We start from the raw sequence: 16,475 nt of genomic DNA, 5'->3' as shown, positions 1-16,475 counted from the left end.
ATAATTAAATTATTTACAGCTAACTATTTTGTTTGTATTATATTTTAATCCAGATTAGATCGAATCAGACTGTTCTAAACCACGAATTAAGTCTTTTCGCAATTTGTCGATAAACATACTTTGATTTTTTCTCGAATAGAGATCTTGTTTGTTTCGGTAAATATTGACTTGTTGGGTATTAAAAACTTGCGCCAATACATCTGCGATTGTTTTTACGTCCACATTTCCCTGATTTATAGCGCCAGAATATTTCAGTGCATAAGCCATTTCGGTTAAGGATATACCCGAGTCAGTCCAGTTTAATGGGGATTGTACGGAATGTTTTGAATCCGTTTCATTTATTTTGTTCGGAGCAAGTAGTTTCTCAATGTAATTCAATAATCGTTCATAAGCTTTTAATCTGGCAATGGTGAATCCTGTACCTGTTATGAATTGTGCTTCTAAAATAAAAGTTGATTCATCTAGGAAAGGAATTTCTAATTGTAATCCATCATTTAGAAAAAGTTTGTCATCCAGATAATCGTGCCCACCGGCCAAATATTCAGATAGCCTTAGATTTTTCTCAAAAAAACGATTGATGTCTCTTCTTTCCTTTTCTAGGCGTTTACGTCGGACATTATTAGAAACAATACTTGATATGTTTAATTTTTGAACTTGTATAAAATAGATATATTCTGCAATAAACCTTGGTGCGTATATTTTATGATATTTCAACTGTTCACTACGGCTTTGGAACACATAGTTATGCATAAATGTACGCAATTCTAGAATGGCAGCATAAATAGCTCTTATTGCTTGCATATTATTGTCTTGTGTAGTTAATTCCCCCATTTTACTTTCACCTGACGCCGAAACGTAGCGGTTCCATAACTGTGTTAAATAGTTTTCCATGATGTATATTTTTGGTTAAGAAATTATTCATTCGATTAAAAACATTATACAATTAGTTTGTAAAAGGATTCAATACCAACCGATTTTCCAAAAAGGAAAATTGGTGGAAGGCGGTTGGATATCCGTTTTGTGGATAGAATTTCTCAAAAAAGGAATCAATACAACTTGATTATTTGGGATGCAAAAAATGGTTCTACATCCCATAGTACGACGAAGAAAATCCACGACAAAAGGACTCATCAATAAAAGATAACTTTTCATTTCTATAAAATCATTTCTGGGTGGATAATGAAAGAATACGTATGCACAGGGATTGCTTTTCTTGCCCTTGTCTCTTTTGTCTTGTAGGCAATCAAAAAATAAGAATATATTTTCATGTTCCTTTATGACGAACGGAAAGAGTCTCATGCGGGTGGATAACTCTTTGGTATAAAATTCAAAAAATGTCCTTTGATCAGAGGTTTCAGGGTATCGGATACTCCATTTGTTGCTTGGAAAGGTTGGATGTGTCCACTCTATCAGTAATGGTAGATCCCTACGCAAATCCATCAAAGAAATTAAAAAAACTAAGGATATGTTTTTTGGCCTGAAACTGTAAAGTAATGGTGTAGTGCTTACAAGCCAATGTTTTGAAGGTTTCGTTCTTTTTTCCCAAAAGTATTGGTTATTCATTTTTACGTAATTTTAATGGGTGACAGTTCTATTCCAAATCTATTCAGACAAAGGATTGAAGGTGTTATCCAAAAGGAAATATTTGTTGTCCAAAGAGAAAAGTGAGACTATGGAACTACTGTTTGAATTCAAAAGAAGGGGCGATTTCAATGGTGTTGTAAAGGGTGGAATTGTAATAGAGGATCAACTCATATGGACCTCTGCACTCAAATACCACGTAAGCACTAATCAGTTAAAAGTTGACGTTCAGAAAATCCTGCATATAAGTCCAGGAGTACATCTTTATCTATTAACTTATGAAACGTATTTACGTTACCAAATAGAGTTAACAGCAAATATGGATATGGTTGTTATTACTGTTCAGTTAAGGGGTAAGAGCCGTTATCATTTTGGTAATATAAAGAGCTCCACCGATCAGGTCTCGGGTCAATATAGTTTATATTCAATTCCCCCTAAAAAATTATTATTTTCGATAAACGAAGAGGTGAATGGGCAGATACTTTTAATTTTCATGCCCAAAGACTATGTCAGAGATTTCGCACTGCACTATCCAAATGCAAAATATCTTGTAACGAGGAAATTATTGTTCAGGATATTTCCATCAATTGAAAAAAATAGACCTTTTTTAGATGGACAAGCACGTTCGGTTGCCACATTTCTTTTAGATTACCTAAGAAGTGAAACCAGACCTGATACATTTATAGTTGGATTAACTATAAAGACATTTCTCAGTCTTTTGTTAAACCCAACGTCACCGAAAACGAAAATTTCATATTATGCGAACTATTCGGAAGAAATGGAAAAAATTCTACTAATGTTGTCTACGGATCTATCTGAATTCCCAGGTATTAGGAAAATGTCGAGAATGCTTCATATCAACACAACCACTTTTAAAAAGATGTTTTCATTAAAGACCGGAACGTCCCCATTGCGTTACTGGCATAAAATGAGAATGGAAAAAGCACATCAAATGCTTTTATCCAGTAACCTGAGACCATCTGATATTGCTGATTATCTGGGCTATTCTTCTTTACATGCCTTTGATAAGGCATTTAAAAAGCATTTTGGAATTCCACCAACTGCAATTATCCAAAAAGATATTTAGTTCTGCAAAAAATACGGCTATTCGAACTTATATTATTGATTTCCAGTCATAATTATTTCTAATTAATATTTCGTTTGGGGACATAAGCTTTTTTAGGTTTTAGAGAATTTTGTATTGTCATGATTCATTTCTAAAACCAGTTTTATGAATGCACAACAAAAAGCTTTAATCATTGGACATTTGGGCATGTCTGGATACATACGAATAATGGCCATGGTGGGTGTATATCCATCCACCATGGCCGAGCCGAAAATTGACAAAATCTAAATAAATCCAATTAAATTTTCATATTATGAAAACAAACAAAAATAAATTCAGAAATATTTCCCTTTTAATAGCCGCATTGCTAATGGGAGTAATTGTATTTGCCTCTAATAAATTTACAAAAACGGAGCAGAATGTAATCACAAAAAAAGTGGATACTAATTTTCATTATCTCGGTAATGACAATTCGCTAGCGAGTTATAAAAATCCCAGTAATTGGGAAATCGTTTCTAGTGCGGACGCACCAGGATGTAGCGGAGATGCATTCCCTTGTGTAGTGGCATCCTCTCAAACGACAGTAGCTTCTTTTGTAGCGTCGATCAATAGTACTTCTGATGTTGACGACAATACAATTCGAATGAAAGACTGATTTTTATAGGCTTTTTTTCCTTCTTACCAAGGGCTGCCAATGGCAGCCCTATTGGTTTTCTAATAAAAATAATCAATTCTATCTTGGATTTTGTGGCATTCCTGATAGCTGTATCACATCTTCAGGAATGGCAAGGGCGTAACGTAGATCGTTAGCACTCAGAGAATAAAGTTTATCATTTATAAATCTTGTAAGGATTATGTTGTCTCCATTTCTATTCAAGCGTTTAATATCTAGCCATCTGATATCACGGAACAAGAGTTCCTTTCTTCTTTCTAAAAGAATGATATATAAGAGGGTGTCCTTAGAAAGATTATTGTAAGGTATAAATGTTCCAGTTTTCCATCTTTTAGATAATAAATTGTTTAAATCATCCATAGATTTTTGCAATTGGTTCAATCGAGCATTGCATTCCGCCCTCATAAGATACATTTCGTCGGTTGCAATACCACTAAAAGGTGTAGAACTTCCAGTATAGCCACCTTTGAAAGAATATGAACCATTGCCTTTGGAACGAAAAAATATGGCTTTTCGTAGATCATTATCATCATAGCTTTTGTAAAGTGATGAATCAACTTGCTTGGAGGTTACGGAATAAGAGGAAGTTATTTGTGCGCCGTACATAACTTCCTTGTTGAAATTGGCAATTGGATAAGTTGCTGTTTGCGACAATTCATTATAGTCTAAAAGTTCTGATTTTATCGCGAGGGCTGCTTGGCAGTAATAGAGGCAGCTATCATAATTACCTAGGGATAGGTAAATCCTTGCCAATAGTCCATTAGACGCCATTTTTGAACTACGAAGGACATGTAAGGGTATGTCCGGTAACTTTTCAGTCGCGGACTTAGCATCTGCAATAATCTGATCGTAAGTTTCCTGTAGCGTAGAACGGGTAGATATTTCATTGAAATCACTTTTAAGTCTGAGTGGAATCCCTAAATCAGTGGATGCAGTAGAGGAATCAAATACTTTTGCCCATATCACAGCTATTTGGAAAAACGCCTTCGCTCTTAAAAATAGTGCTTGACCGTAAACATTGTTCCATTCGACATTATTTTCTGTATCAATAGGGATGCTAGAAATATTTTCGAGGATTGTATTTGCTCTATAAACATTATCGTAGGCTCTAGACCAATCGTTGGTACCTGAGGCAAACAAGTTGCTTGGATTCCATATATAAAGATTTTGATTATACAAGCTACCTAACCCATCAAAATCCGACTGACTTAAATAGTAGTCTTCGCTAGACAAGAGGCCTGCGCCCGGATCCCTTTGATTGACCCAAAAATAATAATCAAGAATAGATTGAAGATCTGCAAGACTTGAAGGTGTTACAAGAGATTTATCAGATTTAGCGTCCAAGTATTTTTTGCAGCCACTAAGTAATAAAATACAAAGACCACATACTATAATATTATTTATATTTTTTAACACGCTCATATTTTTAGATTTATAGGGTGAATTGAAATCCCATTGAATAGTTTCTTGCTGGAGGTATTACGGAATTTTGATAGTCGGGGTCTATTTTTTTCTTATTCTCCCTCCAAAGGATTCCAAGGTTGTTTGCTACACAATACAATCTTATAGATCTTATCATACCTTTTCTAATACGAATGTTTTGCCATGAGTGATTAAGGTTAATATATTGGAGCCTTAGATTTCCTCCTTTTTCTACCAGTGCATCAGAGCCGTTATAAAAAGCATCACGGGATGAATTTGCTGGGTAGATCATCGAAGGGACGTCGGTATACCGTTCATCTCCAGGCTTTTGCCATCTTTTGGAAAAATCGCTATGTCCTTGACTAGAGGCGTAAAGATTGTTATAATTTATGGATGAACTCATAAAATAATAGCCTGCCTGGAAAGTGCATCTAACATCTAAGCCAAAATCTTTATAAGAAAATGTATTGCCAATAGTGCCAAAAAAAGTAGGCATCACAGAACCATTATACTGTAGGTTTTGAGACTGTGTCCCAGCATTAATTATTGCCGTATAGTCCTTGCTTATTGTCCCATTTAAATATCCTAGAGGATCTCCAGTTTGACCATCCAGTCCAGCCCACTTGTAAGAATATAAGGAATAGACTGGCTTGCCTTTTTCTCCAGTTATTCCGAGTCCACCGGTATTATAGTTTGTGCCATAGTAGTCCAGTATCTTATCCTTATTATAGTTGACGTTAAGGTTAATTAACCATTTAAATTTATGGTTTATGACAATAGAATTCAATAGTAGGTCCATTCCGTTGGATGCCATGGACGCAACGTTTTTCGTAATGTTAGAAACGGAAAGTCCAGTAGTCCTGTCAAGAAGATAAGGACCGTAAAGATCTGAACCCTTTTTGTGGTAATAATCAATACTTCCGCTTAAGATACCACCTGTCAATTGAAAATCCAAGCCCAAGTTATATGTCCCTATTTTTTCCCAACGTAGGTCAGGATTGGAGAACTGGGTGATCCTAGAATAAGGGGTATTTGTATAAGGCGATGTTGAAGCATAGGTCAACTGAGTAACTGCTGAAATACTTGGATCGATATTGCCGCTATATCCATAGGTTACACGCAATTTTAGTTTTGGCATCCAAAGTAAGTGATAGAAATTTTCCTGCGATAAATCCCATGATAAGCCTGTAGACCAAAGGGGTTTCCATTTGTTATTTGTTGCCACCCCAAAAATATTCGAAGCATCCCTTCTAACACTGGAGGATAAGGTATATTTTCCTAAATATACATAAGAGCCGTTGGCAAAAACTGATACCATACGGTTAAGGTTGTCTGAAAATCCAGTCCCGGACGGAATAAAATCCGTATAACCTTGGACAAGATTGGGATAGGTATTTGCTAGATCCACATTTGTTGAGGTGAGTATGTTGTCATTGTATCCATATGTTCTATAGGAATTAGAAGCAGTATGTATCTGCCGTATTTCGCCACCTGCTAGTAAGGACAATGCTCCTTTGGAAAAACCATGATTATAGTTGAGTTGGATTCTCGCTTGGTTAGCATACATCTTAGTTAATGATTTATCTAAAATCTGTCCTTGAGGAATTATTTTGGTAACGCTACCGTTTGAATAATTAATTTGTGAGAAGCTATTGACAAGATTTCGAACAAAATAGCTATTTTCATCATAAAGAGACTTCGCATCGGTGGATTGCATTTCATATTGATAAAGTCCCTGTATGGATAAATCTTTGTAAACTTGGTATCTTAATCCTAAGTTGGTAACAATATCTTCTACTGTATTAGTGATGTGGCTGTATTTGTAATCTGTCAGCGGATAGTAGTGCCAGTCCTGTAAAAGTCCATTTCCAAGTGTATCTATATATCCCTGTCTGTAATCTTTATATAATGGAATTGATTTACCACTAGCGTCAGTAAGCATCGTATAAGGAGGTATTTGTCCATTTGTGGTAATGATGCTTCCATATGATGGTCGCCCCTGTATATTTTCACTATGGTTATAGTTCAATCCAACTGATATTTCTAGTTGTTTGGAGGGTTTAAAGGAATTGAGTGTTTTCAAAGTAGCTCTATTGAATTGTCCATTTAAATTATCGATGTCTCGATCATATGATCCGGACAGTGCATAATTATGTTTTTCGCTTCCTCCTGTAGCAGAAAGTGCATATTGCTGGTTGATCCCTTTTTTATAGAAATATTTTTCAAAATCATTTCTCACATCATGGTTACGATAGGTATTAATTCGAGCCATGGCCTCAGATGCAGTAATATTTCCATTTTTTTTCTGGAACAGTGTCTCGTAAACTGGAGAAAATGGGGTGTGGTCAGCGCTTGCGGTATCGCTGAACCTATAACCATTTGCAAACAGCATTTCTTCGACATCAATAAAATCAGAGGAGGAAATATTGGGAAGATAAAAAAGGTTCGGCTTGTCACTTACTGTCGTATTTTGAGTCAAATCCATTTTAAAATGCTGGCCATATTTTCCTTTTTTGGTAGTAATAACAATTACTCCATTGCCAGCCTTTGCACCCCATATAGATGATGCAGCAGCGTCTTTTAGTACGGTTATGCTTTCCACATCATTTGGGTTAAGATTGCTGATATTTCCATTATAAGGGAAATTATCTACTATAATGAGTGGATCTTTGGGGCCTTCTATAGTGCTGAGACCACGCACCGACAGTTGTCCGTTGGCATTGATCCGGTTATTGAGAGAAACCCCATTGGCGATATACTGTATACCGTCGAGTACATTGGTACGCACTTGTTCGTTGTATAGTTTACCAGATAAGTAATCAAAGCTACCTGTAGCTCTTTCTTTTGACAATTGTTGGTATCCTGTTGATACAATATCAATACTATCGAAAACATAGTTTTTTTCAGTTAATCGAATAATGCTATTTTCAGAAAACAATAATGATATGTTTCCTTCGTAGCTGTTGTAACCCATAGAGGAAATAGATAACCTGCCATTGTCAGAATTCTCCAAAACAAAAGAACCATTCCTGTCTGTTGTGGTAAGCACTTGACCATTAACAGCAACACTGGCTCCTTCGATTGGCGTTCCTCCATTTATTGAAACTACTTTTCCTTTTAATCTTTTTCCATTTTCTTGTTTTTTATAGGAGACAACAATGGTTTTATCTCTTATACTGTAAGTCAATGGTTGGCCTCGAAATACTTGTGCTAAAACTAAATCAATAGCTTGCTGTTCTATATCCAAGGTCACATGATTTGCATCTCTGAGTATCTTATCGTTGAACATGAATCGATAAGGCGTCTGTTTTTGTATTTCCATCAGTACATTTTCAATTGGGGCATTTTTAAAATGAAGCGTAATCATTTGCGCCGTTGTTGATTGGCCATATGCTTGCCAACTTGAAGCATTCAAAAGCAAAAGCAGTAATAATCTAGCGATGGAAGGGCAAAAGAAATTCCTTACCACGGCTAGCCGTAGTTTTTTTATTCTCATTGAATAGTTTTAATTATGAACGTTATATATTAACGACCTGTGTTTCTTGTCGCAGTATCTACGTAGAGTATGTTATCAGATACCTTGAAAGACGCGATGCCTGTCATTTCCATCAAGGATAATAATTTGCTAATGGGTTTGTTACGGGAAAGTTCACCAGTAAATGAAAGACCATTCGGATCAAAGCCTTTGGTATATTTGATTTCTACTCCATACCAATGAGAAAGTTGATCCATTACTTCTTGGAAATCTGTATGCAAGAACATAAAGTTTCCGTTTTTCCATCCAGTAGCCAAAGCCGTGTCACTTTGTACTGCTAAGGGCACACTTAGGCTATTAAATGTAGAACTTTGTCCAGGGATTAGATAGGTATTGCCTGAAGGGCTTAGCACTTTTACTTTGCCTTCTATTAGGGTTGTTGTAACCTTGTTGCCATATCCGTTCACATTGAATTCAGTACCGATAGCTTGCGTTTCTGTACCTTGGCAAAGAACTTTAAAGGGATGTACCGCATCTTTTGCCACTGAGAAAAAACCTTCTCCAACCAATTCCACTAAACGTTCTGTTCCTGTAAACTTAGAAGGAAATCGAAGTGAAGATCCAGCATTCAGCCATACACTTGTACCATCTTGAAGTCTAACTGCATAGATTCCTCCATTAGGAACTATTAATTTATGCTCTTCAGTGCTCATTTTATCAGAATCATAAATTATCCATCCATTTTGATTTGTAATCCCTTTTTCAATTTCTTCTGACTTTGCAGAAGATACTTCGATTTTTTTTCCTTGCAGAAATAACGTAGCATGCATTGACCCAGGCATTTTTTCCTGTCCAAATGGACTTTTTTCCACTTGCACACCATGTGTGTACCAAAGAAATGTACCAGCGGTTAATAGAATAATAAATATACTAGCTGCTAATAAATATTTTTTTATTCTCTTCCCGCCATGATTAATATTATCCCCTTTATCCTTTTCTATTCGGATCGATACCGCATCCCAAGCTGAGTTCTGATCTATGTTGTCAAAAAAATCAAAGGAACGTTTTTGCCATTTTGGGTCGTTTATATTGGTAAAAAGTTCCTTGTTTTTAGGATCTTCCTCCAGCCAAGCATTCAGATCCTCGGATTCTTCCGTGGAGAGATTACCTCTCATGAACTTTGCTAGGAGATCTGCAATTCTGTCCGATTTTTCATTTTCGTCTTCGTGCATGAGATTGTGTTATGGTTATATCTTTCCTGTTTCAAAATTACCGCCTTTGTATATAAGACAGGTAAACATTATATTTAGACTACAAATTCCTAAAAAAAAATGAATTGGCATAATTGAAGCCAAATTCCGACATGAAACAATAACTTTCGCAACAAGGACAGTCCCCTTTGTTTCTGAGTCTTTACCGTACTAATGTGTAAATGCATTAGTTCTGCAATTTTTTTATTGGAAAGTCCTTCTATAAATCCCATTCGTATAATTTCCCTGCACTGTGGGGGTAGTTTTTCAACATTGCCCCAAAGTAACCTTGCCGTTTCCGACTCTATTAAAATAAGTTCGTGGGACTTTTCTAATGCTACAGCATTTAGTTTTATGAACATGTCAACTTTTGCTCTTTCGTAAGTATTTCGCTTTTCCACGCTGTTAAGGGACGCATTGTACACTGCCTTATATAACCAGGCTTTGGGGTGTAGGATTTGAATATTTTCATTGTATTGCCAGTAACGAACAAAAACCTCCTGCACAATATCCTCGGAAAGTTCCTTATCTCCCGTGACATGGTAAGAATGGTAGCAAAGTGATGCGTAATATGTACGAAATAAGTTTTCCATGGATGTATTTTTAATGCTTATAGTTCAGTTAACTTTGTTTTTGGTTATCACTAGGGCATCGATTTCTCTTTCTTCTTCGACTAAAAAAAGTCCATACTTTTGTAGGTCATGGCGTATATCCATTAGTCTATTGCTACCAGAAAGACAGAGAGCTACATTTTCTTTTAAGCCAGTACCATTCACCACAGGAAAGGGTATAGTTGATAATTCATTGAGTCTATCTATAAGCATTTGCAATCCATAGCCTCGCATATATGTTGGCTTGCTGTCGAACCAAAGGTGAGAATCTTTGCCTTGGCTAGAATCTGTGTATAGTTTATCCTTTTGTTTTGCTTTTAATACAAGACAAGTGGTCTTGTATTTACCAATAGAAGACTGAAAACCGCTTAATCTATTGAGCTCTGCAATAGCATATTTACTAAGAGATTTTGCATGTTTTGTTGGTACGATAAAATCAAAACAGTATGAATTATAAAGTTTATTTACATCTCTATTTGATGATATATTAATTAATACTTGTTTAGAACTAAGTTTCTGACCTTTTTCAAGAAATATAGGAGATGCCAACAGACGAAATATCTCCAATAGACTATAGTTTGTAAGGACTTTACCTATTACATTTTCGCTAATTTTCCTAGTCATGTTAACTTTACCAGGTCCTAGATCTTGTGCTTTATAAAGAATTGAGTAGCCCAATAGAGAATCTGTATATCCAAAATCTGTAGCCAAATGAAGTGGCTTTCTTACATCCACATCTTTTTTGATACTTACTTGTAAATTTCCAGAGCTAATCATCTCCAATATGTTAGTTTCTGTTAGCTGGTCTCCCGAAGTAATTGCCCCCACGGTTTGATCTGGTTTTATCCATATCACATGTGGTACGGTTCTATGTGGAAAAAATCCAGACAGTGTTGTATCTTCTACAATAGAGGATAATTTATATCGTTTTCCGTCTGAACTTTTTTTACTAGAAAAGAATCCTTTTATCTTTTCTGATGATTCATATCCAACACCAATTACAGCAAGTTTGTCGGGATACTTTATAGACATGGAATCCAAGAATGGAAAATGCTCTATACAACTTGTACACCAAGTTGCCCAGAAATCTAGAATCAACAGTTTGCCCTTGAAGTCAGAAATATTGACTGTACTATCCCTATAATTTACAATGTTATGTAAGGATACATCTGTAATGGTATCACCAATCTGTAAAATTCTAGGCTTTTGTGCGTAAGTAGAAAAGAATAGCAAATGCATTCCTATCACGCCTATAAGCGTTTTAAGTTTCATTCTTAAGCTTTTTGAATGTAAAAAAATAAGGCGGTTATTTTGATACAAGAAAAGCTGAGTTATGAGAATGTTTTAGCTTTAATTTTTCTTAATTTCTTTCTATAATAATTTGAAAAATACCCAATGCAAAGTTTTTTAAAAAAATAGAAATAATTTAGTCGGAATAATTCTGTAATATGCTTATTATTACTAATTTATTCTTTTTTGTCATAAATTGCACTTATAATGATAGGTTATGGGAATTACAATACTTCAATCTTTGCGGGAAAGTAAAAATTGGACCCAGGAATACGTGGCAGAAGTACTTGATATTACTCAATCTGCTTACGCAAAACTTGAGGGAGGAAAAACTAAATTAACAATAGATAGGGCTAAGGAATTAGCACACGTTTTTTCCGTTCCTCCAGAAGCTTTTTTTGCAACTTCTAGTGAAGTAGTTAATTACAATACTGGCAACGGAAGTTTCGGTGGTCCAATCTATGGATATAACAATTATGTAGATACAGATACAAAATCGTTGTATGAACGTATATTACAAGATAAAAACAATCATATTTCCATGTTATCTAAGGAAATTATGGAACTTAGAAAAGAAAAAGAACAATTAATTCGCTTAATCGAAAAAATAACAGAGAAATGAGTATAGCATATGGTCCAAATTTCGTTTTAATTACAGCAAGAGAGTGTTGTGAACTTAAGGCGGAGGATATTGCGGAAAAGTTAGAAATACCGCTATCAGATTATGAAGATATTGAAAGTGGTGCTAAACAAATTACTAGTGATTTGGCTCAAAAGCTTGGGCAAATATTCAACATTACACCTGAATTATTTATGTATAGAATGGCAGAAACTATCAATTATAATACAGGTCAAGGAAGCCATAGCGGCCCAATTTATACATATAATAATCATTCAATATGGGGCATAGATAAGACTCAAATAGAAAAAATAATTAAAGGTAATTCTCCGGGAAAACAGTAATAGATCACCTTTTGTAACATTAAAAAGCGATCATATATAAATGACTTTTTTAAGTTACAAAGGGTGAGTATGATTTAAATGGTCTCAACATATTATTGTTATCAGTTCTGATCAATTATTAAAATACATCCCCAAAGTCATCTATTTTTTAACAGAATTATTTGAATTTCGACAAAAAGGAGAATATTGAAGCTTTTACCTTCCTTATCTATGGATAAAGTCTGATACGTGATATATTTTTAAAACATATATTATGTAATTTAAAAAATTCTAATCAACTATTTTGGACTGCGCAGTTGCAATAATTTTATCAATATCATTTTTAATTTGCGTGAAATTATTTTGTATTTCTGCATTTGACATATTCTTTACTCGAGGAATCTCTTTGAATCTTTTTTCTTTTTTAGCAATAGCATTATGATCATTGATGATTTCTGCATGAAATGTTTTTAAGTCAATTTTGGATTCAGGGTTATCTGCCACAATACCCACAAATTCGCCAGAACTAAGCGTAGCAATCGTGGAGGCCGGAATCGCACTTTCTAATTGAGTGGATTTGCTAACTGAAGTATCGTTTCTGTTGATAGAGACACTTTCCCGTTCTTGGACAATTTTACCAAATCTATCTGAGAGTTGTTTGGCTGTATCGCCCGTAACTTGACCACTAATCACATTACCACAAATATTGACAATAACTTCTGCGAGTTCTTTTCCATAGTCCTTGACTAGTTGACTAAAATCCTGCACACATAGAACTGTACTCACTTTATAGCTTCTGGCTACGGCAATAAACTGTTCGATGCCATTTAGAAATATGGAAGGTAGTTCATCTATTATAAGTGAACTTTTATTTCTTCCTTTCTGTAAGATGACTCTTAATAATCTAAATACGAACAAAGAAATAACCGCCCCATAGGTTTGTGATTTTTCTGGATTATTAGCCATGCAGACAATCTTTGGCGCATCAGGATTATTGATGTCCAAAGTAAAATCATTGCCACTGAGTACATAATAGATGTTGGGAGAAGATAACCTGGCCATGGCAATTTTGGCAGATGCCGTTTGCCCTTCCAATTGTTCCATGGCTTTATTTTTATAGGCAGAAATAAATGGATTAATTAATACTTCAATTTCGGGTTCACTATTCAATACGGGGAATAAATCATTATAGTCTTGTTGCATCATTTCAATGGCATGCGGTAATGTGCAATATTTACCACCTTCATATTTCTTTAAAAACCAAATAATGGCAGTCAGGAAATTAATAGGAGATTCTACAAAAAACTCACCTTGTTTTTTAATCCAATCCCTATTTAGTCCCAGTAGAATCGTCCTTGCCGCTTCAGTGGCATCGCTAATATCCCGCATAGCATCAGGCTCCAATGGATTACAACGATACATAGGATTGTCAAAATTAATGACATAGAAGGATGGCGGAACTTTGTAATTCTTGTAATTTTTCAATAAAGCATTGTAAGCAATCTTGCTTAAATCATCGTATTTGAAATCGTATAGGAACATCGAAAATCCTTTACGGATTTGTTGCTCTATTACATTGCGAACTACAAAATAGGTTTTACCTGCACCCGGAGTGCCCGCTACAAGTACAGCCCGAAAAGGATTGATAATGTTAATCCAACTTTTTCTAAGTTTTCCGTTTAGTTGGTATTGTGCTGGTAGATTAAAAGAATACTCATTTTCCAATAAGCGCTCTTCCTGCGGAAAGGTTTCATTGTCCGTATTGAAAATATCTTTACGCATTTTCAGTTTCAATATTCTAGATAAATAAGTTCCTCCTGTAACCATTAGCAAATAACCAGCTGCGCTCATGCCCATATAATACAGCGATATTTCAATGAGGTCTGCTTTAACATATAACAGAAAATTGGACAGAAAATAAAATAGTAACCCTGTTATGCAATATGCCAATGCGGCTTTAATACTTATCTTTTCATCCTTCTTTCCCTGTATGCCAAATAGGTAAACAACCAACATAAGTAATGCAGAAAGCTTGGTAAATAATACGGTTTTGAAGATGGGCAGCTTCCAAAAATTATGGGCAATGTTATCAATAACAGAAGCTGTCCACCCCCAATGGGTAAATGCGCCATGACAGATCCCATAGAAATGAATCATCAAAATAGCAATGCTGAGGAGTCTGGTAAAATCCAGCATCGCCCTAAGTCCTTGTTCGTTTTCTCCGGTCATTTTTTACCAATTAATTTTACGTTTAGGTTTCTTCTTGTCGGCAGTAATGTGTCCAAAATAATTATCGGATTGTGCTGAAAATAGATTCTGAATGTATTGTTGTAATTGCTGTATGCCATTTTGTATTAGGTATTCGTTTAGATGATTGCAGAGCTTTTCTGTAATATTCCCTTCTTCGAAATACCGGTCAAAACGGTTGATGCTACCTGCACGAACACCATTTTCACTATTCTGAAAGGACAGATAATATTTATTACTGCCCAAACTATTTTGTCCTATTGCCAGCTGATAACCATCTTTATAAATTTGTTCTACACTCTTTTGTACACCTGTTTTATAGTTTATATTTTGGATGTAGTTTTTCAATTCATTGTAGTTGTCTTCTTGTTTTTGTTGTTCCAAAGAACCACTTTCCGCAAAACGTTCCAATATTCTTTTAGCCGTGTATCCTTTTCCTAAATCACTACCATTAAATACAGATTTGGTATTATGATCAATAAACGTAATGCCATAAACCATAGATTCATTTTCCCGAAAAAGCACATCCACACCTTGCTTTTTTAACATTAACTGAAATACAAATCGGTCTTTAATAGGAGTCTGCAATAACTTGTCAATTCTTCGTTGTAATGAATTTTTGTAAGGTTGTTGTTTGGTTTTGTTTGATTGAAAGATAGATTCCATATTTTTTAAAGTCGGTTTGGTGTAAATGCTGCTTGCTTTAATGGGCACACCGATATGATTTCCTTTCTTATCCAATACGTGATAGGTTAAACCGCCTTTTTCAAACATTTTACTATTAGGCTCTCCTCTGTAGGCTTCCACATTGAAGCCTTTTAATACCGCATTCATTTCTGCTAACGAAGTGAATTTATAGTCTCTAATAATTGCTCTGACGGTATTAGAAATGGCGGACTTGGTTTCGTTTTTACCGTAAATGACTTTCTCTGGGATGGCCTTTATGGTTTCTAGTTCAATTTGTTTTTTTGATACTGCATTGACTAATCCATATTCTTTTTCTAAGACACGACAGGCCTTCATACTTTTGTCACGTCCCAAATTATACATCGGTATCTGTGTGCCATCGTATCTAATGTTAGTAGTTACAACATGAACATGTCTATGAGCTGCATCAAAGTGTTCATATAGCAAATAAGGTTGATCTTTAAATCCAATTTGGTTCATGTATTTTTCCGTAATAGAAAGTAATTCACTTTTATTTAGCGCGTCTTTTTTGTCGAAATTGATACTGATATGCACAGAGTTACTTTTGGCCCGATCGTTTAACTCGGTTCTATTGGAGAAAACAAATAGTTTATTTTGGAAGGAAAGTTGTTCTTTGGGTAACAGAAAACCATCTGCATGCAACAAGGCAGCATTCCCTTCTGAAACTTTAATTTCATTATAGTTCAATGCTCCATTCATATTTTTACCTACCATTATTTTTGCAACCATTGTCTGGCAAATTGTTGGATTTGTTCTTGTATAACACCAGTCTTCTCTATTAACCTTTTTTGGTTTTCCAATGCCAACGGAAACCAAATTTTACCTTCGGGAGAATCTTTAAAAGTGTTGATGTTTTTGACCACTTGATTGAAATTGCTACCGATGGCGGACAGTTCTCTTTTAAGTGTATTTAGCTCCAGAATAAAATCATCTGTGGACGCATTTCGTACTTTCAAAATCACTGGTTGACCCAGTATTAGTTTTCGGGCATAGGTACTTATTTTGCGTTCTGTACTGGATGCAATAGCCTTTTTTATTAAGTTCATTTCCGATATAGTAAAGCGGATATGAAGCCACTGGTTTCTATTTTCAGGATGGGATGATTCCATAGAAAAAACATTTATGATTCAATGAATGAAATACGATTCCAAAAGAAAAAAGACGAGTTCCGAAGTCTTTTTTAATGCCTTTGCTCCAGTGAACAAAGGCC

The 16,475-nt window shown here is 35.2% G+C and carries 14 protein-coding genes; 4 read left to right on the top strand and 10 right to left on the bottom strand.

Annotated features, from left to right (window positions below; genetic code table 11):
- Window positions 1-54: 54 nt before the first annotated feature.
- Together E0W69_RS09665 and E0W69_RS09660 are read right to left on the bottom strand one after the other, a co-directional pair.
- Window positions 55-891, bottom strand: coding sequence for an RteC domain-containing protein (locus E0W69_RS09665; protein ID WP_131329861.1), 837 nt, complete (start codon window positions 889-891; stop codon window positions 55-57).
- Window positions 892-960: 69 nt separating this feature from the next.
- The gene (locus E0W69_RS09660; RefSeq protein ID WP_131329860.1) at window positions 961-1,563 is read right to left on the bottom strand and encodes a hypothetical protein; all 603 of its coding nucleotides are present in this window, start codon (window positions 1,561-1,563) and stop codon (window positions 961-963) included.
- A 109-nt stretch (window positions 1,564-1,672) separates the two neighbouring features.
- Between E0W69_RS09660 and E0W69_RS09655 the strand changes: the two genes are divergently transcribed.
- Together E0W69_RS09655 and E0W69_RS09650 are read left to right on the top strand one after the other, a co-directional pair.
- Window positions 1,673-2,668 carry a helix-turn-helix domain-containing protein gene (locus tag E0W69_RS09655; RefSeq protein WP_131329859.1) on the top strand — a complete coding sequence of 332 codons (996 nt, stop codon included), beginning with the start codon at window positions 1,673-1,675 and terminating at the stop codon, window positions 2,666-2,668.
- A 292-nt stretch (window positions 2,669-2,960) separates the two neighbouring features.
- Entirely contained in the window at window positions 2,961-3,302 is a 342-nt protein-coding gene (locus tag E0W69_RS09650; protein ID WP_131329858.1) for a hypothetical protein, read from the top strand.
- A 78-nt stretch (window positions 3,303-3,380) separates the two neighbouring features.
- On the opposite strand, the gene E0W69_RS09645 is transcribed toward E0W69_RS09650, so the two are convergent.
- The 5 genes from E0W69_RS09645 to E0W69_RS09625 form a co-directional block, all read right to left on the bottom strand.
- Window positions 3,381-4,742 (bottom strand): RagB/SusD family nutrient uptake outer membrane protein, encoded by a 1,362-nt coding sequence (locus E0W69_RS09645; protein WP_131329857.1) that lies wholly within the window; start codon window positions 4,740-4,742, stop codon window positions 3,381-3,383.
- 10 nt (window positions 4,743-4,752) lie between these two features.
- Entirely contained in the window at window positions 4,753-8,238 is a 3,486-nt protein-coding gene (locus E0W69_RS09640; protein ID WP_131329856.1) for a SusC/RagA family TonB-linked outer membrane protein, read from the bottom strand.
- Between the two features lie 29 nt (window positions 8,239-8,267).
- Window positions 8,268-9,449, bottom strand: a complete 1,182-nt coding sequence (locus tag E0W69_RS09635; protein WP_131329855.1) for a FecR family protein — start codon at window positions 9,447-9,449, stop codon at window positions 8,268-8,270.
- An 89-nt stretch (window positions 9,450-9,538) separates the two neighbouring features.
- Entirely contained in the window at window positions 9,539-10,060 is a 522-nt protein-coding gene (locus E0W69_RS09630; protein ID WP_131329854.1) for an RNA polymerase sigma factor, read from the bottom strand.
- 24 nt (window positions 10,061-10,084) lie between these two features.
- Window positions 10,085-11,350: a TlpA family protein disulfide reductase gene (locus E0W69_RS09625; RefSeq protein WP_131329853.1), complete on the bottom strand. Its 1,266-nt coding sequence runs from the start codon at window positions 11,348-11,350 to the stop codon at window positions 10,085-10,087.
- Between the two features lie 235 nt (window positions 11,351-11,585).
- Here E0W69_RS09625 and E0W69_RS09620 point away from each other — a divergent pair, with 235 nt between their 5' ends.
- Together E0W69_RS09620 and E0W69_RS09615 are read left to right on the top strand one after the other, a co-directional pair.
- On the top strand, window positions 11,586-11,990 hold the full coding sequence (locus tag E0W69_RS09620; RefSeq protein ID WP_131329852.1) for a helix-turn-helix domain-containing protein: 405 nt from the start codon (window positions 11,586-11,588) through the stop codon (window positions 11,988-11,990).
- Window positions 11,987-12,331 carry a helix-turn-helix domain-containing protein gene (locus E0W69_RS09615; protein WP_131329851.1) on the top strand — a complete coding sequence of 115 codons (345 nt, stop codon included), beginning with the start codon at window positions 11,987-11,989 and terminating at the stop codon, window positions 12,329-12,331. The genes E0W69_RS09620 and E0W69_RS09615 overlap by 4 nt, the downstream gene beginning before the upstream one ends.
- A 270-nt stretch (window positions 12,332-12,601) precedes the next feature.
- Here the strand turns inward: E0W69_RS09615 and mobC are convergent, their stop codons facing one another.
- The 3 genes from mobC to E0W69_RS09600 are packed head-to-tail and all read right to left on the bottom strand — an operon-like array spanning window position 12,602 to window position 16,374.
- Window positions 12,602-14,539, bottom strand: a complete 1,938-nt coding sequence (gene mobC / locus E0W69_RS09610) for a conjugal transfer protein MobC (RefSeq protein ID WP_131329850.1) — start codon at window positions 14,537-14,539, stop codon at window positions 12,602-12,604.
- A gap of 3 nt (window positions 14,540-14,542) precedes the next feature.
- Entirely contained in the window at window positions 14,543-15,994 is a 1,452-nt protein-coding gene (locus E0W69_RS09605; RefSeq protein WP_131329849.1) for a relaxase/mobilization nuclease domain-containing protein, read from the bottom strand.
- Complete coding sequence (locus E0W69_RS09600; protein WP_225321465.1) at window positions 15,979-16,374, bottom strand: plasmid mobilization protein; 396 nt, start codon at window positions 16,372-16,374, stop codon at window positions 15,979-15,981. Before E0W69_RS09600 ends, E0W69_RS09605 begins: the two co-directional genes overlap by 16 nt.
- Between the last annotated feature and the right edge of the window lie 101 nt (window positions 16,375-16,475).

Origin of the sequence: Rhizosphaericola mali, from assembly GCF_004337365.2 — a bacterium.
Taxonomy (GTDB): domain Bacteria; phylum Bacteroidota; class Bacteroidia; order Chitinophagales; family Chitinophagaceae; genus Rhizosphaericola; species Rhizosphaericola mali.
This window is presented reverse-complemented; position numbering and strand designations above follow the sequence as displayed.

Bases quoted from the DNA above. Each gene is read 5' to 3' on its own strand.
- E0W69_RS09665 (WP_131329861.1), bottom strand. From the start codon at position 891: ATGGAAAACTATTTAACACAGTTATGGAACCGCTACGTTTCGGCGTCA.
- E0W69_RS09660 (WP_131329860.1), bottom strand. From the start codon at position 1,563: ATGAATAACCAATACTTTTGGGAAAAAAGAACGAAACCTTCAAAACAT.
- E0W69_RS09655 (WP_131329859.1), top strand. From the start codon at position 1,673: ATGGAACTACTGTTTGAATTCAAAAGAAGGGGCGATTTCAATGGTGTT.
- E0W69_RS09650 (WP_131329858.1), top strand. From the start codon at position 2,961: ATGAAAACAAACAAAAATAAATTCAGAAATATTTCCCTTTTAATAGCC.
- E0W69_RS09645 (WP_131329857.1), bottom strand. From the start codon at position 4,742: ATGAGCGTGTTAAAAAATATAAATAATATTATAGTATGTGGTCTTTGT.
- E0W69_RS09640 (WP_131329856.1), bottom strand. From the start codon at position 8,238: ATGAGAATAAAAAAACTACGGCTAGCCGTGGTAAGGAATTTCTTTTGC.
- E0W69_RS09635 (WP_131329855.1), bottom strand. From the start codon at position 9,449: ATGCACGAAGACGAAAATGAAAAATCGGACAGAATTGCAGATCTCCTA.
- E0W69_RS09630 (WP_131329854.1), bottom strand. From the start codon at position 10,060: ATGGAAAACTTATTTCGTACATATTACGCATCACTTTGCTACCATTCT.
- E0W69_RS09625 (WP_131329853.1), bottom strand. From the start codon at position 11,350: ATGAAACTTAAAACGCTTATAGGCGTGATAGGAATGCATTTGCTATTC.
- E0W69_RS09620 (WP_131329852.1), top strand. From the start codon at position 11,586: ATGGGAATTACAATACTTCAATCTTTGCGGGAAAGTAAAAATTGGACC.
- E0W69_RS09615 (WP_131329851.1), top strand. From the start codon at position 11,987: ATGAGTATAGCATATGGTCCAAATTTCGTTTTAATTACAGCAAGAGAG.
- mobC (WP_131329850.1), bottom strand. From the start codon at position 14,539: ATGACCGGAGAAAACGAACAAGGACTTAGGGCGATGCTGGATTTTACC.
- E0W69_RS09605 (WP_131329849.1), bottom strand. From the start codon at position 15,994: ATGGTTGCAAAAATAATGGTAGGTAAAAATATGAATGGAGCATTGAAC.
- E0W69_RS09600 (WP_225321465.1), bottom strand. From the start codon at position 16,374: ATGGAATCATCCCATCCTGAAAATAGAAACCAGTGGCTTCATATCCGC.